Origin of the sequence: Roseixanthobacter liquoris (assembly GCF_043195135.2) — a bacterium.
Taxonomy (GTDB): domain Bacteria; phylum Pseudomonadota; class Alphaproteobacteria; order Rhizobiales; family Xanthobacteraceae; genus NCEH01.
In genome coordinates this window covers 439,716-464,669 of sequence record NZ_CM195537.1, presented here as the reverse complement: position 1 = coordinate 464,669, position 24,954 = coordinate 439,716, and the positions used below count along the sequence as shown (strand labels likewise).

The 24,954-nt window shown below is 69.0% G+C and carries 20 protein-coding genes; 12 read left to right on the top strand and 8 right to left on the bottom strand.

Translation table 11 applies throughout. The features are described 5' to 3' along the window. The first annotated feature begins 34 nt into the window (after positions 1 to 34). The 6 genes from V5F84_RS02030 to V5F84_RS02005 all read left to right on the top strand — a co-directional run bounded on the left by V5F84_RS02030 (position 35) and on the right by V5F84_RS02005 (position 7,576). Positions 35 to 1,804, top strand: coding sequence for a type I secretion system permease/ATPase (locus V5F84_RS02030; protein WP_394043184.1), 1,770 nt, complete (start codon positions 35 to 37; stop codon positions 1,802 to 1,804). A gap of 10 nt (positions 1,805 to 1,814) precedes the next feature. Next, the gene (locus tag V5F84_RS02025) at positions 1,815 to 3,371 is read left to right on the top strand and encodes an HlyD family type I secretion periplasmic adaptor subunit (protein WP_394043183.1); all 1,557 of its coding nucleotides are present in this window, start codon (positions 1,815 to 1,817) and stop codon (positions 3,369 to 3,371) included. A 175-nt stretch (positions 3,372 to 3,546) separates the two neighbouring features. Further along, positions 3,547 to 4,296: an electron transfer flavoprotein subunit beta/FixA family protein gene (locus V5F84_RS02020; protein WP_394043182.1), complete on the top strand. Its 750-nt coding sequence runs from the start codon at positions 3,547 to 3,549 to the stop codon at positions 4,294 to 4,296. Further along, entirely contained in the window at positions 4,296 to 5,240 is a 945-nt protein-coding gene (locus tag V5F84_RS02015) for an electron transfer flavoprotein subunit alpha/FixB family protein (protein WP_394043181.1), read from the top strand. The genes V5F84_RS02020 and V5F84_RS02015 overlap by 1 nt, the downstream gene beginning before the upstream one ends. A gap of 114 nt (positions 5,241 to 5,354) precedes the next feature. Then, a complete protein-coding gene (locus V5F84_RS02010; RefSeq protein ID WP_394015468.1) occupies positions 5,355 to 6,236 on the top strand; it encodes a 3-hydroxybutyryl-CoA dehydrogenase in 882 nt (293 codons plus the stop codon). Positions 6,237 to 6,367: 131 nt separating this feature from the next. After that, positions 6,368 to 7,576 carry a serine hydrolase gene (locus tag V5F84_RS02005; RefSeq protein ID WP_394043180.1) on the top strand — a complete coding sequence of 403 codons (1,209 nt, stop codon included), beginning with the start codon at positions 6,368 to 6,370 and terminating at the stop codon, positions 7,574 to 7,576. 292 nt (positions 7,577 to 7,868) lie between these two features. Here V5F84_RS02005 and tlpA read toward each other — a convergent pair whose 3' ends face one another. Further along, on the bottom strand, positions 7,869 to 8,642 hold the full coding sequence (gene tlpA / locus V5F84_RS02000) for a thiol:disulfide interchange protein TlpA (RefSeq protein WP_394043179.1): 774 nt from the start codon (positions 8,640 to 8,642) through the stop codon (positions 7,869 to 7,871). A 15-nt stretch (positions 8,643 to 8,657) separates the two neighbouring features. Between tlpA and argH the strand changes: the two genes are divergently transcribed. The 5 genes from argH (at position 8,658) to V5F84_RS01975 (ending at position 13,153) form a co-directional block, all read left to right on the top strand. Then, positions 8,658 to 10,055 (top strand): argininosuccinate lyase, encoded by a 1,398-nt coding sequence (gene argH, locus V5F84_RS01995; protein WP_394043178.1) that lies wholly within the window; start codon positions 8,658 to 8,660, stop codon positions 10,053 to 10,055. Positions 10,056 to 10,135: 80 nt separating this feature from the next. After that, positions 10,136 to 10,807, top strand: a complete 672-nt coding sequence (gene bluB / locus V5F84_RS01990) for a 5,6-dimethylbenzimidazole synthase (protein ID WP_394043177.1) — start codon at positions 10,136 to 10,138, stop codon at positions 10,805 to 10,807. A gap of 153 nt (positions 10,808 to 10,960) precedes the next feature. Next, positions 10,961 to 11,362, top strand: a complete 402-nt coding sequence (gene lptM / locus V5F84_RS01985) for an LPS translocon maturation chaperone LptM (protein ID WP_394043176.1) — start codon at positions 10,961 to 10,963, stop codon at positions 11,360 to 11,362. Positions 11,363 to 11,378: 16 nt separating this feature from the next. Continuing rightward, on the top strand, positions 11,379 to 12,647 hold the full coding sequence (gene lysA, locus V5F84_RS01980) for a diaminopimelate decarboxylase (RefSeq protein WP_394043175.1): 1,269 nt from the start codon (positions 11,379 to 11,381) through the stop codon (positions 12,645 to 12,647). A gap of 65 nt (positions 12,648 to 12,712) precedes the next feature. Continuing rightward, positions 12,713 to 13,153: a hypothetical protein gene (locus V5F84_RS01975; protein ID WP_394043174.1), complete on the top strand. Its 441-nt coding sequence runs from the start codon at positions 12,713 to 12,715 to the stop codon at positions 13,151 to 13,153. 67 nt (positions 13,154 to 13,220) lie between these two features. Here the strand turns inward: V5F84_RS01975 and V5F84_RS01970 are convergent, their stop codons facing one another. The 4 genes from V5F84_RS01970 to V5F84_RS01955 all read right to left on the bottom strand — a co-directional run bounded on the left by V5F84_RS01970 (position 13,221) and on the right by V5F84_RS01955 (position 18,769). Further along, the gene (locus V5F84_RS01970; RefSeq protein ID WP_394043173.1) at positions 13,221 to 15,893 is read right to left on the bottom strand and encodes a bifunctional acetate--CoA ligase family protein/GNAT family N-acetyltransferase; all 2,673 of its coding nucleotides are present in this window, start codon (positions 15,891 to 15,893) and stop codon (positions 13,221 to 13,223) included. Between the two features lie 140 nt (positions 15,894 to 16,033). Next, positions 16,034 to 16,441: a response regulator transcription factor gene (locus V5F84_RS01965; RefSeq protein ID WP_394043172.1), complete on the bottom strand. Its 408-nt coding sequence runs from the start codon at positions 16,439 to 16,441 to the stop codon at positions 16,034 to 16,036. 155 nt (positions 16,442 to 16,596) lie between these two features. Then, the gene (gene fixJ / locus V5F84_RS01960) at positions 16,597 to 17,235 is read right to left on the bottom strand and encodes a response regulator FixJ (protein ID WP_394043171.1); all 639 of its coding nucleotides are present in this window, start codon (positions 17,233 to 17,235) and stop codon (positions 16,597 to 16,599) included. Then, the gene (locus tag V5F84_RS01955; RefSeq protein WP_394043170.1) at positions 17,228 to 18,769 is read right to left on the bottom strand and encodes a sensor histidine kinase; all 1,542 of its coding nucleotides are present in this window, start codon (positions 18,767 to 18,769) and stop codon (positions 17,228 to 17,230) included. The genes fixJ and V5F84_RS01955 overlap by 8 nt, the downstream gene beginning before the upstream one ends. A gap of 193 nt (positions 18,770 to 18,962) precedes the next feature. Here V5F84_RS01955 and V5F84_RS01950 point away from each other — a divergent pair, with 193 nt between their 5' ends. Beyond that, on the top strand, positions 18,963 to 19,664 hold the full coding sequence (locus V5F84_RS01950; protein WP_394043169.1) for a helix-turn-helix domain-containing protein: 702 nt from the start codon (positions 18,963 to 18,965) through the stop codon (positions 19,662 to 19,664). Between the two features lie 351 nt (positions 19,665 to 20,015). Here V5F84_RS01950 and hemN read toward each other — a convergent pair whose 3' ends face one another. The 3 genes from hemN to V5F84_RS01935 all read right to left on the bottom strand — a co-directional run bounded on the left by hemN (position 20,016) and on the right by V5F84_RS01935 (position 24,946). Further along, a complete protein-coding gene (gene hemN / locus V5F84_RS01945; RefSeq protein WP_394043168.1) occupies positions 20,016 to 21,383 on the bottom strand; it encodes an oxygen-independent coproporphyrinogen III oxidase in 1,368 nt (455 codons plus the stop codon). Between the two features lie 167 nt (positions 21,384 to 21,550). Continuing rightward, a complete protein-coding gene (gene purH, locus V5F84_RS01940) occupies positions 21,551 to 23,140 on the bottom strand; it encodes a bifunctional phosphoribosylaminoimidazolecarboxamide formyltransferase/IMP cyclohydrolase (protein WP_394043167.1) in 1,590 nt (529 codons plus the stop codon). A 54-nt stretch (positions 23,141 to 23,194) separates the two neighbouring features. Then, positions 23,195 to 24,946, bottom strand: coding sequence for a heparinase II/III family protein (locus tag V5F84_RS01935; RefSeq protein WP_394043166.1), 1,752 nt, complete (start codon positions 24,944 to 24,946; stop codon positions 23,195 to 23,197). Positions 24,947 to 24,954: the final 8 nt, after the last annotated feature.

Below are 24,954 nucleotides of genomic sequence, written 5' to 3'. Positions count from 1 at the left end.
CGTCCCCGAGCGGGACGCCGGGTCCGGGGGGTCCATGGTCCAGTCGCTCGCCGCTGCGCGTCCATCGCTTCCATCACCGCCGACTGCGCTCGACCATGCGCTGCACGCCGCCCGCCCGGCCCTGTGGACCGTGGTGGTGTTCAGCTTCTTCATCAATATTCTCGGGCTCACCGGCTCGCTCTACATGATGCAGGTCTATGACCGCGTCCTGGCGAGCCGCAATCTGCAAACCCTGGTGCTGCTCACCGTCATCGTCGCCATCCTCTACATGGTCTCCGCCGCGCTCGAGGCGCTGCGCACGCAATTGCTGGTGCGCGCCGGGGCGAAGTTCGACGAGAGCATCAAGGAAGAGGCGTTCGACGCGGTGCAGCGCGCTTCCCTGCGGCGGCCCTCGCCCAGCCATGTGCAGGCCCTGCGGGACGTGGACACGGTGCGCGAATTCTTCGCCGGTCCCGGCCTGATCTCCTGCTGCGACGTGCCCTGGGTGCCGATCTACATCATCTTCGCCACCTTGCTGCATCCCTGGTACGGCATCCTGGCGGTGGTGAGCTGCCTGATCTCCGGCGTGCTCGCGTTCGCCAACGACAAGGTGACGCGGCCGATCCTCGACCGGGCGACGAAGGCGAACATCAGCGCCAACAACGAGGCCACCACCACCTTCCGCAATGCCGAGGTGCTCCAGGCCATGGGCATGGTGCGGCAATTGCGCGAGCGCTGGATCACCCATCGCGGCGCGGCGCTCGGCTGGCAGGCGCTGGCGTCCGACCGGGCGGCGTTCCTGATGGCCGCCACCAAGTTCAACCGCATGTTCATGCAGAGCCTGATCCTCGGGCTCGGCGCCTATCTCGCCATCAACCGGGAAATCTCGCCGGGCATGATGATCGCCGCCTCGATCATCGTCGGGCGCTGCATCCAGCCGATCGAGATGGCGATCGGCAATTGGAAGGGCATCGTCGCCACCCGCTCGGCGTTCCGCCGGGTGCAGGAGCTGCTGCGCATGTCGCCGGCTCCCACCGCCCGCATGCGCCTGCCCGATCCCTCGGGCGCCCTGCAGGTGGAAAATCTGGTGGCCCACGCGCCGGGCCGCGACGTGCCGGTGCTGCGGGGCGTCTCGTTCGCCGTGCCGGCGGGTGCGGTGCTCGGCATCATCGGCCCGAGCGCGGCGGGAAAATCGAGCCTTGCCCGCGTGCTGGTGGGCGTGTGGCCGGCCAGCGCCGGCGCGGTCCGCCTGGATGGATCGGACCTCGGCCATTGGGACCCCGAGCAGCTCGGCCGCTGCCTCGGCTACCTGCCGCAGGACGTGGAATTGTTCGCGGGCTCCATCGCCGACAATATCGCCCGCTTCGCGACCCGCGACGAGGCGCAGATCGTCCAGGCCGCGCAGATGGCCGGCGTGCACGAGATGATCCAGCGCCTGCCGCGCGGCTATAATACCGAGATCGGCGAGAGCGGCGCCTCGCTGTCCGGCGGCCAGCGCCAGCGCATCGCGCTCGCCCGCGCCATCTACGGAAACCCCGCTTTGGTGGTGCTGGACGAGCCCAACGCCAGCCTAGACGCCGCCGGCGAGCAGGCGCTGATGGTGGCGGTGCAGGCGTTGCGGAAGGCCGGGCGCACCGTGGTCCTGGTCACCCACAAGACCAACAGCCTCGGGCTGTGCGATTACATCCTGCTGCTGAACGAAGGCGTGGTGCACGGGTTCGGCCCGCGCGACGAAGTGCTCGCCAAGGTGCTCGGCCCCCGCCTCGTGCAACCGGCGGAAGGCCCGGCGCCCGCACATATCGGCGGCCACGCCGCCGGCGCTTGAGGGGAAGCCCATGTCCATTCGTCCTGACAGCTCCCTCCGCACCGTGAAAGATGCCGCCGGCACCGCCCGCGCGCGGCTCGGCGCCGCGCTTCGGGGGATCGATCAGAGCGCGCTCGGGCAAAGCGCGCTCGGCCAAAGCGCGTTCGTCCAGGCGGTGCCCGCGCGGCTCGCCGCCGTGCGGGAAACTTGCGCGCGGTTCGTGCGGGAAGTGATCCTGCCGCCCCCGCCCCCGGAAATCGCCGACGCGGACAACGGCATGAAGGCACCCGTGGCCTCCAGCGATTTCCGCCGCGTAGCCACCATGGGCTATGGCGTGATCTTCCTCACCTTCGGCGTGTTCGGCGGCTGGGCGGCGCTGGCCAATATCGACAGCGCGGTGATCGCTTCGGGCGTGGTGTCGGTGGAGAGCAAGCGCCAGGTGGTGCAGCATCTGGAAGGCGGCATCGTCGCCGAGATCCACGTCAAGGACGGGCAGGCGGTGGAGCGCGGCGCCCTGCTGTTCCGCCTCGATCCCACCAATCCGCAATCCAATTACGATTCCCTGCGCAGCCAGCTCGACACGCTGCTGGCGAACGATGCTCGCCTGACCGCGGAGCGCGAGCACGCCAGCGCCATCACCTTTCCGCCGGAGCTTCTCGCCCGCGCCGAGGACCCCTCGGTGAAATCCATCCTCGCCGACCAGGTGGCCCAGTTCCGCGACCGCAAGGCCTCGCTGGAGGGGCAGACGGCCATCCTCAACAGCCGGATCACCCAGGGCCAGACGGAGATCGACGGCCTTGCCCGCGAACGCGCCTCCGCCGACCAGCAATTGTTCTATATCGACGACGAACTGGCCGGGGTGCAGCAGCTCAACGACAAGGGCCTGGTCTCCAAGCCGCGCGTCGCCCAGCTCCAGCGCGAGAAAGCGCGGCTCCAGGGCACGGTGGGCCGCAACATCGCCGACGCGGCGAAGGCGGCCAACACCATCAGCGAAATGAAGATGCAGATCCAGCAGCTGGATCAGAAGCAGCAGGAAGAGGTGGCCGGGCAGATCGTCGAGACGCGACAGAAGATCGCGGACCTGCGCGAGAAGCTGAACGTCTCGAAGAACGTGCTGAGCCGGATCGACATCCGCGCGCCGCGCTCCGGCATCGTGCAGAACATCAACCAGAAGATCTATACCGTGGGCGCCGTGGTGCGGCCGGGCGACACCATGCTGGAGATCGTGCCGCAGAACGACGATCTGATCGTCGATGCCCAGGTGCCGACCACCGACATCGACCGCCTGCACGGCGGCGTCACGGGCGTGGAGGTGCGCTTCCCCGCGTTCCATTCGCGCACCACGCCGCTGATCCTCGGCGAGCTGCGCACGGTCTCGCCCGACCGGCTCATCGACGAGACCACCCACCAGCCCTATTTCCAGGCGGTGGTGGCGGTGGCGAGCACGGACATCCCCGAGGAGATGAAGGCGCGCCTGCGGCCGGGCATGCCGGCGGAAGTGGTTTTCAACACCGGCGAACGCAGCGTCATGAGCTATTTGACGCGCCCCCTCACGGACGCCCTGACGCGATCCTTCCGGGAGAAATGAGGGCGGTGCGCGGAGCGGTATAAACCCGCGCCAGCTTCCGCGTTGACACGGTTTCGGGCCACTCCTAGGTTGCCCGCCCCAAGGTTTGCTGCGCTGCGTGGTTTGCGGCGCATGGCTCCGGCGCGGGAGGTTTTCCGCAGCCGCACTTAAAGTGGGTCGGGAGGAGCGCTCAACAATGAAGATCCTGGTGCCTGTCAAGCGGGTGGTGGACTACAACGTGAAGGTCCGTGTGAAGGCGGACGGGTCCGGTGTGGAACTGGCCAACGTCAAGATGTCCATGAACCCGTTCGACGAGATCGCGGTGGAAGAAGCCCTGCGCCTCAAGGAAGCGGGCAAGGCGACCGAGGTCGTGGTGGTGTCCATCGGCCCGGCGCAAGCCACCGAAACCCTGCGCACCGCGCTCGCCATGGGCGCCGATCGCGGCATCCTGGTGAAGGTGGACGGCGTGGTGGAGCCGCTCGCGGTCGCCAAGATCCTCAAGGTCGTGGTGGGCGAGGAAGCCCCGCAGCTCGTGATCCTCGGCAAGCAGGCGATCGACGACGATTCGAACCAGACCGGCCAGATGCTGGCGGCGCTGCTCGGCTGGGGCCAGGGCACGTTCGCCTCCAAGGTGGTGCTGGAAGAGGGCGCGGCCCTCGTCACCCGCGAGATCGACGGCGGCCTCCAGACCGTCAAGCTGGCCCTGCCGGCGATCGTGACCACCGACCTGCGGTTGAACGAGCCGCGCTATGCCTCTTTGCCCAACATCATGAAGGCGAAGAAGAAGCCCATCGACGAGAAGACGCCCGATGCCTATGGCGTGGACGTGGCGCCGCGCCTCAAGGTGCTGAACACCGCCGAGCCGGCGGGCCGCAAGGCCGGGGTGAAGGTGGGCTCGGTGGCCGAGCTGGTGACGAAGCTCAAGGATGAGGCGGGGGTGATCTGATGACGACTTTGCTGCTCGCCGAACACGACAATTCGGTTCTCAACGGCGCCACCGCCAAGGCCTTGACCGCCGCGGTCGCATTGGGCGGCCCGGTGCACATTCTGGTGGCCGGGCAGAATGCCGCCGCCGTGGCGCAGGCCGCCGCCAAGCTTTCCGGCGTGGAAAAGGTGCTGCTCGCCGATGGCGAACCCTATGCCCACCGCCTCGCCGAACCGCTGGCGGCGCTGATCGTCTCGCTCGCCCCGGCCTATGACGCCATCGTCGGCCCCTCCACCTCGGTGGCGAAGAACGTGCTGCCGCGCGTCGCCGCTCTGCTGGACGTGATGCAGGTGTCGGACATCGTGAAGGTGGTTTCGCCCGATACGTTCGAGCGGCCGATCTATGCCGGCAACGCCATCCAGACCGTTCAGGCGACCGACGCGAAGAAGGTCATCACCGTGCGCACCGCCTCGTTCGGCGCCACGCCCGAGGGCGGCTCGGCCAGCGTCGAGACCATCGGTGCGGCGGAAAATCCGGGCGTGTCTTCGTTCGTGGACGAGAGCATCGCCGCCTCCGACCGTCCCGAGCTGACGGCGGCGAAGATCATCGTCTCCGGCGGCCGCGCGGTCGGCTCCAAGGAGAAGTTCGCCGAGGTGATCGAGCCGCTCGCCGACGCGCTGGGCGCGGCGGTCGGCGCCTCGCGCGCCGCCGTGGACGCGGGCTATGCCCCGAACGACTGGCAGGTCGGCCAGACCGGCAAGGTGGTCGCGCCGGAACTTTATGTGGCCGTGGGCATCTCGGGTGCGATTCAGCACTTGGCGGGCATGAAGGATTCCAAGATCATCGTGGCCATCAACAAGGACGAGGAAGCGCCTATTTTCCAGGTTGCGGACTATGGCCTTGTGGGCGATCTGTTCTCCATCGTGCCCGAGTTGCAGGCGGCGATCGCCAAGGCGAAGGGCTGAGGGCCCGCCCGGCGCCCATCGAAGCCGGGCGACATCTCCATGCGGCGCCGGTCCACCCGGCTCGGCGCCGACCGGGGCCATCTCGGCCCCCAATATCGGAAAGACGAGAGCATCATGCCGCTCGAGATCAAGAAGGTCGGGATCATCGGCGCCGGCCAGATGGGCAACGGCATCGCCCATGTCTGCGCGCTCGCGGGCTATGACGTGGCGCTGAGCGATGCCGATCCGGACCGCATCCGCTCCGGCCTTGCCACGATCAACGGCAACATGGCCAAGCAGGTCTCCAAGGGCACCGTGACCGAGCAGGCCCGCCAGGACGCGCTTCAGCGCATCGTCGGCGCGCCGACCATGGACGGGCTCGCCGAGTGCGACCTCGTGATCGAATCGGCCACCGAGCGCGAGGATGTGAAGCGCAAGATCCTCGCCGATCTCTGCCCGGTGCTGCGGCCGGACGCACTGATCTCGTCCAACACCTCGTCCATCTCCATCACCCGCCTCGCCGCCTCCACCGACCGGCCGGAGCGCTTCATCGGCATTCATTTCATGAATCCGGTGCCGCTGATGGAGCTGGTGGAGCTGGTGCGCGGCATCGCCACCGACGACGACACCTTCGAGAGCGCCAAGCAGTTCGTGACCCGGCTGCACAAGACCTATGCGGTGGCGGAGGATTTCCCCGCCTTCATCGTCAACCGCATCCTGTTGCCCATGATCAACGAAGCCATCTATACGCTCTATGAGGGCGTCGGCTCCGTGGATGCCATCGACCGGGCCATGAAGCTCGGCGCCAACCATCCCATGGGCCCGCTGCAGCTGGCGGATTTCATCGGCCTCGACACTTGCCTTGCCATCATGCAGGTGCTGCATGAGGGCCTGGCCGACAGCAAGTATCGCCCGTGCCCGCTGCTGGTGAAATATGTCGAGGCCGGCTGGCTCGGCCGCAAGACCCAGCGCGGCTTCTACGATTATCGCGGCGAGAAGCCGGTTCCCACCCGCTGATCCGGACCCCCGCGGCGCTGCCGCTGCGCGACGGGATCCCGGCCGTTCCCGTTTGCGTGTACAGCACGCGCCGTCCCTGATCTTGCCGCAAACCGGGCCTTGCCTGGGCGCGAAGGTCGGGGGAGCGGCGAATGCTGACACGGCGCGCGATGGTCCTGGGCGGGCTGGCGATGGGCGGGCTCGCATCGCCCCTCGGGGCGCGTGGCCCCCGCGCCCAGCCGATCGGCGCCCCTACCCCTGCCGCATCGGCCGTGTCCGGCGACACCGATCCATTCCAGGCCCTGATCGATTCGGAATGCGCACGGGCGCGGAGTTCGCGCGCGGCGCGGCTTGCCCTGGTGCTGGGCGTTGTGGGGCCGGGCGGCGCGGGGCGCCTGCTGTTCGCCGGCGGCGCGGACCTCACCAATCCTCTCGGCCAGCCGCTCGCCCTCGACGCGAAGACGCCGTTCGAGATCGGCTCGATCTCGAAGGTCTTCACCTCCAGCGTGCATTACAAGCGCCATGGCCCGTTCGAGGGCACGCTCGGCACCTGGCTCGGCGGCAGCGCGCGCCTGTCGCCGGCGGTGGAGGGGTTGAGCCTCGTCAATCTCGCCACCTATCGTCCCGGCCTGCCGCAGGACAACCAGGGCGGGGCCTATCCGCCGCGCACCATGGCCGGCTTCCAGACTCTGTTCGACTTCTTGTCCACCTATAATCCGCCCATGGAGCAGGGCGCCTGCTATGCCTATTCCAACCTCGGCTGGGCGCTGCTCGCCATGGCCGGAACGGGGATCGCGGGCGCGGACGCGGACGGCTTCGCCGAGCGCTACGACCGCCGCCTGGGGGATTATTGCGCCACCTTCGGCGCCGGCGACACGGGCTGGTTCCGGCCCGGCATGAAGGCGCGCCTGCCGCTCGGCCATACCAAGCAATGGCAGCCTTTGCCGCGCGATGCGCCTTATCGGCCGACCCATGCGCTGGCGGTGGGCGCCGGCGGCATCGTCAGCACCGGGGCGGATATGCTGGCCTATCTGCGGCTCAACATGGGCCTTGCGAAGGGCGGGCTCTCAGATCCCGCGCTCGCCTATCAGCAGGGCGCGGATTTCTCCGCCTCCGCCTGCGCCGGGGGACGCGCCTCGCGCACCGCCTATGGCTGGTTCCGCGCCGATGCGACGGCGCCGCGCGGGCGCGTCACGGTGCTCACCAAGGACGGCGGGGTGGCGGGCTTCACCGCCTGGATGGGTTTTTCCGCCTGGCAGGGCAGCGGCAAGCCTTCGGGCGAAGGGGTGTTCGTGCTCTGCAACGGCCCCTCGGCGACGCCCGTCGGCGTGCGGGCGATGAAGCTGCTGCTGGGGGTTTGAGAGGCGTCACGTGCGGGGGCGGCGCCGCTTCAGTTGTTCCGTTTCCCCTCGATGACTCTGACCCCGATTGCCCCCTCCCTAGCCCTCCCCCGCACGCGGGAGAGGGGATTGCAAGGCTTGAAAAAGGAATAGCCTCCCGCAGGCCCCGCAGGCCCCGCAGGCCCCGCAGGCCCCGCAGGCCCCGCAGGCCCCGCAGGCCCCGCAGGCCCCGCAGGCCCCGCAGGCTCCCTCTCCCGCTTGCGGGGGAGGGGTGGGGAGGGGGCCCGCGCGCTTAAACCCGGTTTCCCCAAACTCAGCTCCGCCCGCCGTCCAAGGCGCTCTTAATGAGATGCTGGGCATCCTCGCTCGCCCATTCCGCCGGGCCGGCGAGATAGCCGAGCTCGCAGCCCTGGGCATCCACCAGCAAGGTGGTGGGCAGGCCGAAGCCGCGCCCCACGGCGCGCAGGGCCTGGAAGGTCTTGGTGCCGGAATCGGCGTAGAAGACGAGGTTGGAGATGCCGATCTCCTTCAGGAACGCCTTGGGCTTTTCCGCGTCGCGGGTGTCGAGATTGATCGCCACCACCTGGAAATTCGCTCCGCCCAGGGTCTGCTCCAGACGGTCGAGGGCGGGCATCTCCTTGCGGCACGGCACGCACCAGGTGGCCCAGAGATTGACCAGCATCATCTTGCCCTTGAAATCCGCCAGCGTCTTCGGCGTGCCGGTGCCGTCGGCGAAGGAGAGCGGCGGCAGGCGGCGCGGCTCGGTGGCCAGCGTAAAGGCGGCGATCTCGCCCTTGGCGAGCGGGGCGAGCCGCTTCGCCGCCTCCACCGCCGGGGCGCAGGCGGGATCGCGGGCCGAACTGGTGCTCTCGGGCACAGCGGCCGCCTGCGAATTCGGCGCCGATGAAGCGGCCGTGAGCGCGGGTGCATTGCCGGGAAGGGCATTCATCCCGTATAGGGCGAGCGCGCCGGCCACGGCGCCAGCAAGTGCCGCTCCTGCCACCACAGCCAGCATGCGCCCTTTGCCGCCACGGGCGGGCGCGGCGCGGTGGTCCGGGGGCGAGGGCGGCAAGGTCGGCTCGGTCATCAGCGGAGATCCGTCATGAGCAACAAGATGTGGGGCGGGCGCTTCTCCACGGGCCCCGATGCGATCATGGAGGAGATCAACGCCTCCATCGGCTTCGACCAGCGTCTTTTCGCCCAGGATATCGCCGGTTCCAAGGCCCATGCCGCCATGCTGGCGCAGCAGGGCATCGTCGCGGGCGAGGATGTCGAGAAGATCCAGGACGGTCTAGACACGATCCTGTCAGAGATCGAGGCCGGCACCTTCACCTTCCGGCGCGACCTCGAAGACATCCATATGAATGTGGAGCAGCGCCTCGCCGACATGATCGGCCCGAGCGCGGGGCGCCTGCACACCGCGCGCTCGCGCAACGACCAGGTGGCCACCGACTTCCGCCTCTATGTGCGCGACACGCTGGACGCGCTCGACGCCCAGATGGCCGACCTGCAACTGGCGCTGAGCGAAAAAGCGCTCGCCCATGCCGCCACCGTCATGCCCGGCTTCACCCATCTCCAGACCGCCCAGCCGGTGACCTACGGCCATCACCTGATGGCCTATGTGGAGATGCTGGCGCGCGATCGCGGCCGGCTGCGCGATGCCCGCGCGCGGCTCAACGAATGCCCGCTCGGCTCGGCGGCGCTGGCCGGCACGTCCTTTCCCATCGACCGGGACATGACCGCCAAGGCGCTCGGCTTCGACCGGCCCACCGCGAATTCGCTGGACGCGGTGTCGGACCGGGATTTCGTGCTGGAGACGCTTTCCGCCGCCGCCATCTGCGCCGTGCATCTCTCGCGCTTCGCGGAGGAGGTGGTGATCTGGACCTCGCCGGCGTTCGCGCTGATCCGGCTGTCGGACAAATTCACCACCGGCTCCTCCATCATGCCGCAGAAGCGCAATCCGGATGCCGCCGAGCTGGTGCGTGCCAAGGCGGGCCGCATCATCGGCGCGCTGACCGGGCTGCTGGTGGTGATGAAGGGCCTGCCGCTCGCCTATGCCAAGGACATGCAGGAAGACAAGGAGGGCGCCTTCGACGCCTTTTCGGCCCTGTCCCTGGTGATCGCCGCCACCGCCGGCATGGTGCGCGACATCGAGCCCGACACGGCGCGCATGAAGAGCGCGGCCGGGCAAGGCTATTCCACCGCCACCGATCTCGCCGACTGGCTGGTGCGCGCGGCGGGCCTGCCGTTCCGCGAGGCGCATCACGTCACCGGCCGCATCGTCGCGCTCGCGTCCGATCGCGGCATCGGCCTGCACCGTCTGTCGCTGGAGGACATGCAAAGCGTGGATGGCCGCATCACGCAGGATGTGTTCAGCGTCCTGTCCGTCACCCGCTCCGTGCAGAGCCGGGTATCCTACGGCGGCACCGCGCCGAGCCGGGTGCGCGCGCAGGCCAAGCGCTGGCTGAAGCGCCTCCAGGCGGAGGCGGCCAAGGCCTGAGGCGCAAAAGGCCTGAGGCGGCCCGACAGGATCGCACCGCCGAAAACGGCGGGCGAACGGCGGCAGGGAGGGAGGCACCCATGGTCGCGCACGAGGGGACAAACGGCGGTGCGCATCCCGCGCCCCATTTCGACGCCGCGTTCCGCGCGCGGCTGCATGATCTGCTGGCCTGGCGGCGGGACGTGCGGCACTTCCGCACCGATCCGCTGCCCGACGGCACCATGGCGCGGCTGCTGCAAATGGCTTGCCTCTCGCCCTCCGTGGGCCTGAGCGAGCCCTGGCGCTTCGTGCTGGTGGACGATCCCGCCCGCCGGGCGGCGGTGCGCGCCTGCTTCGAGGCCTGCAACGCCCATGCGCTCGCCAGCCAGTCGGCGGACAAGAGCGCCGCCTATGCCCGCCTCAAGCTGGCCGGGCTCGACGACGCGCCGGTGCATTTCGCTTTGTTCGCCGATCGCGAGACCGCCCAGGGGCATGGGCTCGGCCGGCTCACCATGCCGGAAACGCTGGATTATTCGGCGGTGATGGCGGTGCAGACCCTGTGGCTCGCGGCGCGGGCGGAGGGCATCGGCCTCGGCTGGGTGTCGATCCTGCCGCCCGACCGCATGGGCGAACTCATGGACGTGCCGGCGCACTGGCGCTTCATCGGCTATTTCTGCCTCGGCTTTCCGCGCGCGGAAAGCGCCGTGCCGGAGCTGGAAACCCGCCATTGGGAGCACCGCCACCCGCCGGAAGGTTTCGTGCTCCGGCGCTGAGCGACCCGGCCCGGCCGCACTGTGTCGCCGGCGCCGCACTCGGGCGCGACAGGGGCGCTGCGGTGCGGTAGAGAGAAGCGCCGCCGTGCGCGGGGCTCGCCTTTGGCGCGTCGCTCGTTATAGTGGCGTCGAATTTTCTTGGATGGCCTCGCCGTGTCGCATCGCTTGCCTGTCTCCCTGGCGTTCCTGTTTGCCTTGGCGCTCGCCGGCTGCGGCGTGAAGGGCCCGCTGGAGCCCCCCGGCACCAAGCCGCCCACCCCGCCCGGCCAGAAGGCCGCCGCCGCGACCGCCGGTTCCCCTGCGGCGCCCGCGCCGGCCGCCACCGGCCCGGCCGCGCCGGTCGCGCCCCAGGGCAGCGCCGACAACACGGCCGGCCTGATCACGACCGACGACATCATGTCCACCAATTCCGCCCAGCCCGGCAGCGCCGATGCGCGCGCGGCCTCCGGCAATGCCTATGTCGCGCCGAACACCCCCGGCGATTCGGTCTCCCGTCCGGTGACGCAGACCCCCAATATCGCCAAACGTCCCTTTATCCTGGACGGGCTGCTCTGACGCGCCCGGAGCCGCCATGCATCATTTCGATTATCGCGACGGCCGCCTCCATGCGGAGGATGTCGACCTCACCGCGCTCGCGCACGGCGTGGGCACGCCCTTCTATTGCTATTCCACCGCGACGCTGGAGCGGCACTATCGCGTGTTCACGCAGGCCTTCGCCGGCCGCGACATGCTGCTGTGCTATGCGCTGAAGGCCAATTCCAACCAGGCGGTGATTTCAACGCTCGCCCGTCTCGGGGCGGGGGCGGACATCGTCTCCGGCGGGGAATTGAAGCGCGCGCTCGCCGCCGGCGTGCCGGCGGAGCGCATCGTGTTTTCCGGCGTCGGCAAGACCCGCCAGGAAATGGCCGACGCGCTCGACGCCGGCATCAAGTGCTTCAATGTGGAAAGCGAGCCGGAGCTGGAGCAGCTGTCGCAGGTCGCCACCGCGCGCGGCGAGATCGCCCCGGTGTCGCTGCGCGTCAATCCCGACGTGGACGCGAAAACCCACGCCAAGATTTCCACCGGCAAGTCGGAGAACAAGTTCGGCATTCCCATCTCCACCGCCCGTGCGGTCTATGCGGAAGCCGCGCGCCTGCCGGGCATTCGCATCGCCGGCGTGGACATGCATATCGGCAGCCAGATCACCGACATGGCGCCGTTCGAGAATGCCATCCTGCTGCTGGCGGAACTGGCGCGCGACCTGATGGCCGCCGGCCACACGCTGCGCCATCTCGATCTCGGCGGCGGGCTCGGCGTGCCCTATGCGGCGTCGGATCCCGTGCCGCCCGCGCCGGATGCCTATGCGGCGGCGGTGAACCGCGCGCTGGGCGGCCTTAATCTGCCGCTGATCTTCGAGATGGGCCGCATGATCGTGGCCAATGCGGGCATCCTCGTCACCCGCGTGCTCTATGTGAAGCACGGCGAGGGCAAGACCTTCGTGATCGTCGACGCGGCCATGAACGATCTCATCCGCCCGACGCTCTATGACGCCCATCACGATATCCTGCCCGTGGTGCAGCCGGCGGCCGGTGCGCCCACCCTGGTGGCGGACGTTGTGGGGCCGGTGTGCGAGACCGGGGATTATCTCGCCCTCAACCGCACCCTGCCGGAGCTGAAGGCGGGCGACCTGCTGGCCGTGATGACCGCCGGCGCCTATGGGGCGGTGCAGGCGGGCACCTATAATACCCGCCCGCTGGTCCCCGAAGTCCTGGTGCGCGGCGGCGAACATGCGGTGGTGCGGCCGCGCGTTCCGGCCGAGGCTCTGATTGCGCTGGATCGCCAGCCGCAATGGTTCGCCTGACCCTGTAGGGAATTACGGAACAGGCTGGTGCGCACGGTGTTGCTCCTGACGAAAGGAGACGCGACATGCACCCGCCCAGATTTCACGATGATCCCCGTTCAAGACGAAACGAGCCGCCGCACGACAGGATGCGCGACCGGGCGGGGGATCGCCGCGAGGATTCGGGTGCCACAGCGCCGCACGCATCGCCAGCGCGGGCCAGGCCCGCCCTGACGCCGAGCGAGGAACGGGCGCTGCGCTCCTTCACCACCGATGCCTCGTTCGGCCCGGCCGCCGCGCCGCTCGGCACGGATGACGAGGCGGCCGGCGTCACGCCCACCACCACCCGTCCCTATCCGCCCGTGTTCACCGCCGTAGGGCCGGATGCGGGGGATCCGCTGACGCCGTTCCTCAGCGCGGAAGACCCCCGCGCGGGATCGCGCCTGCATCCCACCTGGACCATGTGGAGCCTGATCGTGCTGGCCATGGCCGTCGGCGCGGCCGTGCTGACCGCCATGGCGATCTGAGCCGGTCCGGCAGGTCCCGCCGGGGCAAAGTGCGCGCGGGCGAAGACCCGGGCGCTGCCCGATCCCTTCAGGATCCCTTCAGGTCCAGTTCCACCCGCATCACGGTATAATCCTCGCCGGTCTTGGCGACGAAGCCGAGATCCTGCGCCATGTGCATCATGGGCTGGTTTTCCCGCAGCACGTCGCCATAGATCATTTTCAGGCCGCGCTGGCGGCCATAGGCGATGATCTCGTTCATGAGCCGGTAGCCGAGGCCTTTGCCCTTCATGTCCGAGCGCACCATGATGGCGTATTCGGCGGTCTCGTTGTCGGGGTCGGCGATGATGCGCACCACGCCGCGAAAGCCGCCCTCCTTGTCGACCGCCACCAGGGCCATTTCCCGGTCGTAGTCGATCTGCGACAGGCGCGCCGCGAGCAGGTGCGGGAAATCCTTCAGCGAGCCGAGAAACCGCATGCGCACGTCGCGCGGGTCGGAGCGGCGCACGATGTCGACGATGCCCGGCTCGTCCTCGGGCCGGATCGGCCGCAGATCCAGCACCAGCCCGTCGGACAGGGTGATCTCGCTCACGAGGCCGGTGGGGAAGGGCTTGATGGCGAAACGCTCGGTGCCCACGCCCTGGGTGGGATGCACGACGATGCGGGCGTCGAGCGCGATCACCCCGTGCTCATCCGCCAGCAGGGGGTTGATATCCAGTTCCGCGATCTGCGGCAGGTCGCCCAGCAGGTCGGAGATCTTCACCAGCGTCGCGGCCACCGCTTCGAGATCCACCGGCGGATGGTCGCGATAGCCGGCGAGCAGCTTGGAAATCCGCGTGCGGCTGATCATCTCCTGCGCCAGCACGGCGTTCAGCGGCGGCAGGGCGACGGCGCGGTCGGCGATCACCTCCACCGCCAAGCCGCCCTGGCCGAACAGCACCACGGGGCCGAAGGTGGGATCATTGGCGATGCCGGCGATCAGCTCCTGCGCATTGGGCCGGCGGATCATGGGCTGGACCGTGAAGCCTTCCACCCGCGCGCCGGGCATGTGCGCTTCCAGCCGCTCCAGCATGTCGCGCGCCGCCTCTTCCACCGCCTTCGGCCCGTGCAGGTCGAGGCGGACGCCGCCCACGTCGGTCTTGTGCAGCACGTCGTGCGACAGGATCTTCAGCACCAGGACGCCGCCCATTTCGGCGGCGATGCGCCCGGCCTCGGCGGGATCGCGCGCGATGCGGGTCTCGACGATGGGAATGTCGTAAGCCGCGAGCACCGCCTTGGCCTCGAACTCGCTCAAGGTGGAGCGGCCCTCGGCGATCGCCTTCTGGATCACATCCTGCGCCTTGGTGCGGTCCGGCTCGTCGAACGTGCGGGCCGGCGGGGTTTCCATGAGCAGGGTCTGGTTGCGCTGGTAGGAGACCAGATGGGCAAACGCGCGCACCGCCTCGTCCGGGGTTTCGTAGGTGGGCACGCGGTGCGCGGTGAAGCTGCGGCGGGCATCGGCGACCGCGCTCTCGCCCATCCAGCAGGTCAGCACCGGCGCGCGGGGACGCAGGGCGAGGGCGGCGATCACCGCCTCCGCCGCCTGGCCGCTGTCGGCCACCGCGTTCGGGCTGTTGAGCACCAGGGTCGCGTCGGTGCCCTCGTTCTCCATCAGGATCGCGAGCGCGTCGGCATAGCGCTTGCCGTCGGCATCGGCGCCGATGTTCACCGGATTGGCATGGGACCAGGCGCGCGGCAGCGCGGCGTCGAGCTTGGCCAGGGTCTTGGGGTCGAGCGCGCCCAGTTCGCCGGGCATGTCCTCCAGCGTGTCGGTGGCGATGATGCCGGCGCCTGCGCTGTTGGTGAGCACGCCCACCCGCTCGCCCCGGAGGCGGATGCCGGAGGAGAGGGTGGAGACCGCCTCGAACAATTCCCGCAGTTCGTGCACCCGCAGCATGCCGGCGCGGCGGAAGGCGGCGTCATACACCATGTCCGAGCCGGCGAGCGCGCCGGTGTGGGAGAGCGCGGCCTGGGCCCCGGCCGCGCTGCGCCCGGCCTTGATGACGATCACCGGCTTGGAGCGCGCCGCGATGCGCCCCGCCGACATGAATTTGCGGGCGTCGGTGAGGCATTCCACATAGAGCAGGATGGCGCGGGTGGCATTGTCGAGCGCCAGATAATCCAGCAGGTCGCCGAAATCCACGTCCGCCTTCTCGCCGAGCGAGATCACGTGGGAAAAGCCGAGCCCGCGCGCATGGGCCCAGTCCAGCACCGCGGTCGCCATGGCACCGGACTGGCTGACGAAGGCGATATGGCCCCGCGCCGGCATCAGGTGCGCGAAGCTGGCGTTGATGCGCGGCCCGGTGGAGATGAAGCCGAGGCTGTTCGGCCCGATGATGCGCAGCAGATGGGGCTTTGCCGCGTCCAGCACCTGCTGGCGCAGCGCCGGATCATAGACGCCGTCCGCGACATCATAGCCGGCGGTGACGATGATGGCGGCGCGGCAGCCCTTGGCGCCGAGATCGGCCACCGCCTGCGGCACCTTGCCGGGCGGCGCGACGATCACGGCGAGGTCCACCGGGATCGGCAGCGCCTCGATGGTGGGATAATTCAGCGAGGAGCGGATCGCCCGCTCGCCCGCCTTCACCGTGAGGATCGGCCCGTTAAAGCCGGCCTCGAACAGATTGCGGGCGATCACCGTGCCGATCGAGCCGGCGCGGCTGCTGGCGCCCACCAAGGCAATGGCGGAGGGCGTGAACAGGGCGTCGAGATTGCGCATCGTCATGGGCGGGACCTTTGGCAGGAACTCGGACAGAGCGATGGAGCTTCGTGTCGATCATGACGCATTCCCGCGACGGCCGGGAGACGGCGCGTGCAGGTTTTGGAGCTTGCGATTCCAGGTGGCGCGCGGGAGGCGCCGGGGCGTCAGGCGCTGCGCGCGAGGCTGTCCCGCACCGCATCGCTCAAGGCATTGCTCAGCAACGGTTTTTCGATGATGGCGACACCGGCGGAAGAGGCCCGGCGGCGCACGTTGTCGGGCGGATTGGTGGTGATGAGGATGGCGGGAAGCGAGACGTGGCGGGCCTTCAGCTTGCCCAGCAATTCCAGTCCATTCTGGCCGGGCAGGTAATAATCCACGACGATGCACCCGCGCAGCGGCAGGTCGGCGGCCAGAATCTCCTCCGGCGCGGCGAAGGTGCGCACGTCGAAGCCTTCCAGCTCCAAAGCGAACTTCAGCGAGCTTCGGATCGCCGGATCGTCATCCACCAGCAGAACCACATTGCCGGAAACGACCCGCATGTTCTGGTTTTCGCCGGCCATCAACACCGCCATGTGCCTCTTTCGTGAACGCCCTGCGTGTGTCGTGAGATATCGCCTGCCGACGCGATCGGCCGTACCTCGCGCTGCCGGCAGGATGGAGTATTTCGGTATGGCGACATACCGGCCTTGAGATAGATCAAGGGCCCCGCGCGGCTTCTGGCGCCGGTTCAGCTCCCCGCGCCGCCGACCCCGGCGAGCAGCGCCATGCGCACCAGCTCGGAGAGGCTGGCGGCCTTCATCTTGGTCATCACATTGGCGCGATAGACTTCCACCGTGCGCGGGCTGATGCCGAGGTCATGGGCGATCACCTTGTTGGCGTGGCCCACCAGCAGCAGTTCCAGCACCTGGCGTTCGCGCTGGGAGAGGGCGGCGATGCGCACTTCCACATCGCTGCGCACGGTATCTTGGTGGTGATGCAGCGCGGCCTGGGTGAGGCAGGTGCGCACCGAGGCGAGCAGGGCGTCGTCGTCGAACGGCTTTTCCAGGAATTCGGCGGCGCCGAGCTTCATCGCCTCCACCGCCAGCGGCACGTCGCCGTGGCCGGTGACGACGATGACCGGAATCTTCGAGCCGCGGGTGTTGAGATATTGCAGCAGCTCGACCCCGCTGAGGCCGGGCATGCGCACGTCGGTGATGATGCAGCCGGCGGTGGCGGGCACGCCGCCGTCGATGAAGGCGCCGGCGGACGTGTGCGCCTGCACCTTCAGGCCGGCGCTCTCCAGCAGGAAGCACAGGGAATCGCGGACCGCATCGTCATCGTCGATGACATGGATCGGCAAGGTATCCTGGGGAAAGGTCTCAGGCATTGCCCAGGGCCTCCTCTTGCACGGCGCGCAGCGTGAAACGGAAAATGGTCCCGCCCTCCGGATTGGCTTCGGCCCAGATGCGGCCGCCGTGGGATTCGATGATGGTGCGGGAAATGGAAAGCCCCACACCCATGCCATGTTGCTTGGTGGTGATGAAGGGCATGAACAATTGGTCGGCGATCTCCTTGGAGATGCCGTGGCCGGTATCGGACACGGAAACGGCGACCATGTCGTCCTCCTCCGGGCTGGTCTGCACCACGAGGAAGCGGCGCGGCGCTTCCATCATCGCTTCCATGCTGTTGCGGATCAGGTTGAGCAAGACCTGCTGCACCTGCACCTTGTCCGCCAGCACGAGATCGCAGGCGGGATCGAACTTGAAGCGCACCTCGATGCCATATTCCTTGGCGCCCACGAGGGCGAGGGCGCTGGTCTCCTCCACCAGCTTGGAGAGGCTCTCCACCCGCCGCTCGCTTTCTCCGCGCGCCACGAAATCCCGCAGCCGGCGGATGATGTCGCCGGCGCGCAGCGCCTGTTCCGCCGCCTTGTCGAGCGCGCCCAGCAATTGCGGCACATGGGGCGAGCCGTCCTGGTCCAACAGGCGGCGGCAGCCCTTGATGTAGTTGGCGATGGCCGAAAGGGGTTGGTTCAGCTCGTGGGCGAGGCTGGAGGCCATCTCCCCCATGGCGGTGAGGCGCGAGATGTGGACCAGCTCCGCCTGCAATTCCTGGAGCCGGGCTTCGGTCGCCTGGCGCTCGGTGAGATCGCGGATGAAGCCGGTGAAGAAGCGCCCGGAGCCGGACCGCATCTCGCCCACCGACAATTCCATGGGGAAGGTGGAGCCGTTCTTGCGCAGCCCCGCCACCACGCGGCCGATGCCGATGATGCGCCGCTCCCCGGTGGTGAGGTAGCGGTCCAGGTAGGAATCGTGCGCCGCCTTGTGGGGATTGGGCATGAGGATCGAAACGTTGCGGCCGATGGCGTCCGAGGCGGTGTAGCCGAACAGGCGCTCGGCCGCGCTGGAGAAGGATTGCATGTTGCCGCGGGCGTCGATCACGATCATGGCATCGGGCACGGTGTCGAGGATCGAGGAGAGGTGCGCCTCGCGCGCCAGCAGCGCCCGGTCGCGCGCGGCGGCGTCGAGCTTGGTGCGGCGCAGCCGCTCGCCGAGCACGCTGGCGGAAAGCCCGAAGGCGAGAAACAGCAGCGCCGTGCCGAGGGCGGCGGAGGCGCCCACCCCTCCGGTCCCGGCCAGGGCGGATTGCGCGCCGAGGGCGACCGCGATCGCCGGAAGGCTGGCGGCAAGGCCGCGCCCGCTGACCAGCACCACGGCGATGCCGCACAGAAGCAGCGCCGCCGTGCCGAAGGCCGGCCAGCCCAGGAGGTCGCCGGCCACCACGGCGACCATCGCCGCGGAGGTGCCGGCGAACAGGCTGGTGAGCGCCTCGCCGGTGAAGCTCGCCATCTGGCCGCCGGCGGCCGGAGGCGCCGGCGCGGCCGGGGCGGCGACGGTTTCGCTCTCGTTCTGGCTGGTCATCCCGCCTGTCCGTACCCCATTGCAGCCGCGGTGGCGCCGTGCGCCTGCCGGCTACCTTCGCCGCTTACATGCACTTTGGCCTACTCCGCGCCTCCGGGAAATCCCTTAGGGAGCCCTACTTAAGGGTTCGATCCGAATTTATTGATCGAGAGCAAAGACCTAAGCCTTTAGCGACCCTTTGGAGGCCTGTTCGATGCCCGCCACCGCCGCCGCTATCGTCGCGAACCGCGCCTTTCCCGCCCCGCTGCCCGCCGCCATCCGGGAGGAAGAAGACGTGCTTAACCCCGCCGCCGCCGTGGCGCGCATGGGAACCGTCGTCAGCTTTGCCCGCAATGCCGAGATCTTCGGCGAGGATGAGCCCGCCGACCATGTGTTCGTGGTGCTCTCCGGGGTGGTGCGCATCTGCAAGCTGCTCGGCGACGGGCGCCGCCAGATCGAGACCTTCTGCCTGAAGGGCGACGCCTTCGGCTGGGAAACCGCCGAGCGCACCCGGTTTTCCGCCGAGGCGGTCAGCGAATGCCGGCTGGCGCGCGTGAAGCGCTCCCTGCTGTTCAGCCGGGCCACCGACGACAGCGTGCTCGCCCGCGCCATCTGGAACCTCACCTTCACCGAACTGCACCGGGCGCAGGACCATTTGCTGCTGCTCGGCCGCAAGACGGCGCAGGAGCGGGTCGCGACCTTCCTGCTGGACCTCGCCCGCCGCTCCAGCCCGGCCGATGTCAGCGAAGTGCATCTGCCCATGTCGCGCCAGGATATCGCCGATTATCTCGGCCTCACCATCGAGACCGTCTCGCGCACCCTGACCCAGCTCGAAGGCTCGGCCGCGATCGCCTTGCCGTCCTCCCGCTGCATCGTGCTGCGCGACCGCAACGCGCTGCGTCGCCTCGACAGCTGAGGCGTCGAGGGGCGCGCCCCTCGATAAAGCCCGCCGCGCGGGCAAGGGCGCGGCACGTTCGCCGCCGGGTTTACTACCGTTCATTCCCTTTCGCCGCCGCCCTCGAGCCGATCGAGCGTCAAGGTCCGGCGCGATAACAGCAGCGCAGCGTCATGCACGGGCGCGACCCGTGCATCCACCTGTTGCCATTGGCGCCAGCTTTTTCAGCGCTCGCGCGGTCGACCCGGCCTGGATGGCCGGGACACGCCCGGCCATGACGAAACCGAAAGACGCCGCAGCGAAAGACGCCGGGAGGGCGTCCCGGCCTTCTTTCAAGTGGTCCCGTTCCATTGATGTCGATCTGCCTCGCGCTCACACCGCCGCTGCGTGCCGGCGCGGCGCCGGGGCCGCGTCCGCCAGGGGGGCGAGATAGGCGTCGAACACGGCGCACACGGTGCGGGTGAAGGCCCGCGCCGTTTCCGGCACGCGCACCGACGTCCCGTCCCGCACCGCGAGTCCTTCGGCGATCAGCGGCGCGAGGGCCTCCAGCTCCCGGGCGAACACGCCGGCATCGGTGCCGTGCGCAGCGCATACGGCGTCGAGATCGACGCTCAGATCGCACATCAGCCGTTCGATCACCGCCCGCCGCAGCCGGTCGTCTGCGGTCAGGGCCCGCCCGCGCGCGATGGGCAATTCACCCCGGGCGACCATCTGGTGCCAGCCCGGGGTCGCGGGCAGGTTCTGCACATAGCCCTGGGGCAGGGCGCCGATGGCGGACGGGCCGAAGCCCAGCAGCACGGGGGCGTCGTCGGTGGTGTAGCCCTGGAAATTGCGCTTCAGTGTCCCGGCCTCGGCGCGACGGGCCATGGCATCGTCGGGGCGGGCGAAATGATCCAGTCCGATGGATACATAGCCGGCTTCGTTTAACAGCCGGGCGATTGTTTCCGCCTGTTCGAGCCGGGCCGCGGGTCCGGGCAAGGCCGCTTCCGGGATCAGCGCCTGGTGCTTTTTCATCCAGGGCACATGGGCATAGCCGAACACCGCGACCCGGCTCGGCTCAAGGGCCAGCGCGTCTTTGAGGGTGCGGGTGACGGAGGTGGCGGTCTGGTGCGGCAGGCCATAGATCAGGTCGAGATTGATGGCGCCGATGCCGGCCGTGCGCAGGGCGTCGGCGACGGCGGCGGTCTCGGAAAAACTTTGCCGGCGACCGATCGCTTCCTGGACCTTGGGGTCGAAATCCTGGACGCCCAGGCTCGCCCGGTTGATGCCGGCGGCCGCCAGGGTGTCCACCTTCGCCTGGTCCATGACGCGGGGGTCGATCTCGATCGCGACCTCGGCATCGGGACGAACCGCGAACCGCGCGCGCAGCAGCGCCATGATGCGCCGGAAATCGGGATTGCCCAGCATGGTCGGTGTCCCGCCACCCCAGTGCAGGTGCCCCACCTCCAGTCGGCCGGGCAGGCGCGCGGTCACCAGCTCGATCTCCTCCGCCAGCCGTTCGGCATAGGCCACCAGCGGCGTGACGCCCCGCGCGACCGTGGTGTGGCAGCCGCAGTAAAAGCACAGCTCCGCGCAGAACGGCACATGCAGGTAGAGCGACGCCGTCGCCTCCGCCGGCACCGCCGCCAGCCATGCGGCATAGGTCGCGGCATCGACCTCCGCGCCGAAATGGGGGGCCGTGGGGTAGGAGGTATAGCGAGGCACCGGGCGGCCGGCGCGTGCGAGCAGATCTGCATTCATGATGCGGCGATCATCGGCGAAACGCCGACGAATCGCTTTGATTCACCGCAAGGGTCGCCGGCGCGCCGCGGGTCCGGAGGGCCGGAGCCGGACATCCGCCGAAATGCGCGGATATCGGGCCGAATCCCGCCGTGGTGGCGCGGAGGTGGGTTTCTCCGCGCGGTTCGTCAGTGCTTGAAGTGGCGGACGCCGGTGAACACCATGGCAAGGCCCGCGGCGTCGGCGGCGGCGATCACTTCGGCATCGCGCATGGATCCGCCGGGCTGAATGACCGCCGTGGCGCCCGCTTCGACTGCTGCTAACAGCCCGTCCGCAAAGGGGAAAAAGGCATCGGAGGCGACCACGGAGCCCTTGGTGAGCGGCACCGTCAGCCCGGCCGCCTCGGCGGCGTCCTGGGCCTTGCGGGCGGCGATGCGGGCGGAATCCACCCGGCTCATCTGGCCCGCCCCGATGCCCACCGTCGCGAGGTCCTTGGCATAGATAATCGTGTTTGATTTCACATGCTTAGCAACCCGGAAGGCGAACCGCATGTCGGTCAGTTCGGCCTCTGTGGGCTCGCGGCGGGTGACCACCTTGAGGTCCAGATCGTCGATGGAGGCATTGTCCCGGCTCTGCACCAGCAGCCCCCCCGCGACGGTGCGGACATTGAGGCCGGGGCTGCGCGGATCGGGCAGGCCGCCGGTCAGCAGCAGGCGCAGATTCTTCTTTGCGGCTATGAGGTTAATCGCGTCGTCGGTGGCGTCGGGGGCGACGATCACCTCGGTGAAGATCTCCACCATCGCCCGCGCCGCCTCGGCATCCAGGGTCCGGTTGACGGCGATGATGCCGCCGAACGCCGAGACCGGATCGCACGCCAGCGCCTTGGCATAGGCCTGCGCCAGCGAGCTGCCCTCCGCGACCCCGCAGGGATTGGCATGCTTGACGATCACCACCGCGGCGGTGCGGGCCGGGTGGAATTCCGCGACGCATTCGAAGGCCGCGTCCGTGTCGTTAATATTGTTGAACGACAATTGCTTACCCTGCACCTGCCGGGCGGTGGCGACCCCGGGCCGTTGCTCGGACGTGGCGTAGAAGGCCGCCGTCTGGTGCGGATTCTCGCCATAGCGCAGGGCCTCGATCAGCTTGCCGCCGACCGCGCGATAGGTGGGCGCCTCGGCTTTCACCTCGACCGCGAACCAGTTGGAAATGGCCGCGTCATAGGCGGCGGTGCGGGCATAGGCGGTCTGCGCCAGCTTGCGGCGCAGGGCGAGGGTGGTGCCGCCATGCAGCTCGATTTCCGCCAGCACGGCGGAATAGTCGGCAACATCCACCACCACCGCCACGTCATTGTGGTTCTTGGCCGCGCCGCGGATCAAAGCGGGGCCACCGATGTCAATGTTCTCAATGGTTTCGTCGAAGTCCGCGCCGCGGGCGACCGTGGCTTCGAAGGGGTAGAGATTGACCACCACCAGGTCGATCGGCGGAATGCCGTGCTCGGCCATGGAGGCCTGGTGGCCGGGATCGGTGCGGATCGCCAGGATGCCGCCATGGACGCGGGGATGCAGCGTCTTCACCCGGCCGTCCATCATTTCCGGATAGCCGGTGAGCTCGGCCACATCCACCACGGCAAGGCCGGCTTCCGCCAGGGCCTTGGCGGTGCCGCCGGTGGAGACCAGCTGAACGCCTGTCTTGACCAGCGCGGTGGCGAAGGGGATCAGGCCCGCTTTGTCGGACACCGAGATCAGGGCACGGGTGACGGGGCGCACGTCGGCGGGCATGGGGCAACTCCGGATCTGAATTGCGCTCGCCCTATCACGGAGTGGCGGTCGCCGTCACCGGGTCCGGGCGGAAGAGCTGCCCCCCGCAGGAAGCGGGGGCTGCCGCTCGCGCGTGCGCACCAGGGTCCAGAGCACGCGGCCGGTTTCGACGAGCGAACCGGAAATCACCAGTTGGACGGTGCGACGCGGGCCGTCAGGGGCCGCGAGATAGATGCTCTCTTCCAGCAGAACGCTTTGATTGGGCGCGAGAAACGCCCAGGCTTCGCCACCGGGAAGGGACAGCAGCACGGTGCTCGGATCGTCGAGCCGCTCCACCGTCACGCTCGGGTGCAGGTGGAAGCGGATGGCGAAGGCGACGGCCGGCAAGGCGGGAGGGGCCCCTTCCGCCGGCTTGAACAGATCCTCGCCGTCGAGCCGCGCGCCTTCGCTCGCAAGCCGGAACGAGCGCTGGTGGACGACGCCGAAGCTCGCGGCATAGCCATCGTGGCTGGCCCGCAGCATCAGGGCATCGTCCCTCTTGCCCCGTTGCACCGGCACGGCCGTGGGGCCCGAGACAATGGGGAAGCCGACCAGGGCGCCCAGCCATTTCCATTGCAGGAAACGGGCCGAGGAGGTGTCGCCGATCACCGCGGTGCAATGGGCGGCGGTGGCGCGCGCCACCTGCCACCAGGTCTCGCGGTTCATCGCCGTCATCCCGCAATTGACGAAGATGCGGTTGCGCCCGCTGGAGAATTCGAACGCGAGACAGCTCGCGTGCGCCTCCCAGCCGGCGGCCAGCGGCGGGGCGATCCCGGTATCCGCGATCAGCACGCTGCCCTTGGCGTCGAGCCGCTGGAAGCCGGAATGAGGCGCGTTGGCGACAGGCGCGCCGCGCGCATCGTCATAGGCGAGAATGGTGGCCAATTGGTCGGCGGCGGTGTGTCCCATGCCGTGGAAATGGGCGAACGCGCCGTCTCCGTGGCGGAAGAAGCGCAGCATGGGCATCATGCGGTCGATGGCGTTCATCAGCGCCTGCGGCGCCGGCTGGTTGCGCGCGGCAAAGGCGTGGCGCAGGGGCAGAAGGTCCAGCAGCAAGGCGATCAGGCTGTCGGGATTGCGGGTGATGATGCCGCCGTCGGGCAGGATCTGCCGGTCCAGCTCCTCCTCCAGGCGGCGTTGGGAGACCTTGAGCAGCCGGCTCTGGTCGGACATGCACAGGCCCGCGAACACCAGCGCGATGGTGGAGATGAGGCGGGGATAGCCGTCCGGCGCGGCGATCGCGCTGCGCCGCAGGTGGCGCACCTGCCGGGCGAGGCTGCGCATGAACCGGCGATAGAATTCGTGGTCCGCGTCCTGGAGGATGAAGGGCGCCTGGGTGAGCCAGGAGATGATCCGCCGCGCCGTCACCTCCGGCTCGGCGGCGATGGCACGGGCTTCGCCGGGATTGCGGATCCAATCGCCGACAATGGCGCGGGCATTGGCGCGGGCGATGGTGGTGCTCGCCGCCCGCAGGTGGCGCAGCCAGCCGAAGCCGTGCAGCGTCTGCGCCCATTCGTGCGAAGGCGGCTCCAGTTCGAAGGGCGTGCGGCCGTCCAGAAGGGCGATCTTGCCGGCGAAGGCGAACCGCCCGGCGTAAATCTCACTGGCGCGGGTGGCGTCGCCCGTGCGCAGGTCCTGCGGGGCGATCAGCAGACGCTCGGGAACCGGAATGCTTACCCGGCCGATGGACAGCGGCAGGCCCGGCAGGCGCGCGAGGAGCAAGCGCCAGCCCTGCCCCGCGACGAAGGCCGCGAGGCGCATGCGTTCTGCCAGGGCTCCGCGGGTCATGCCTGGTG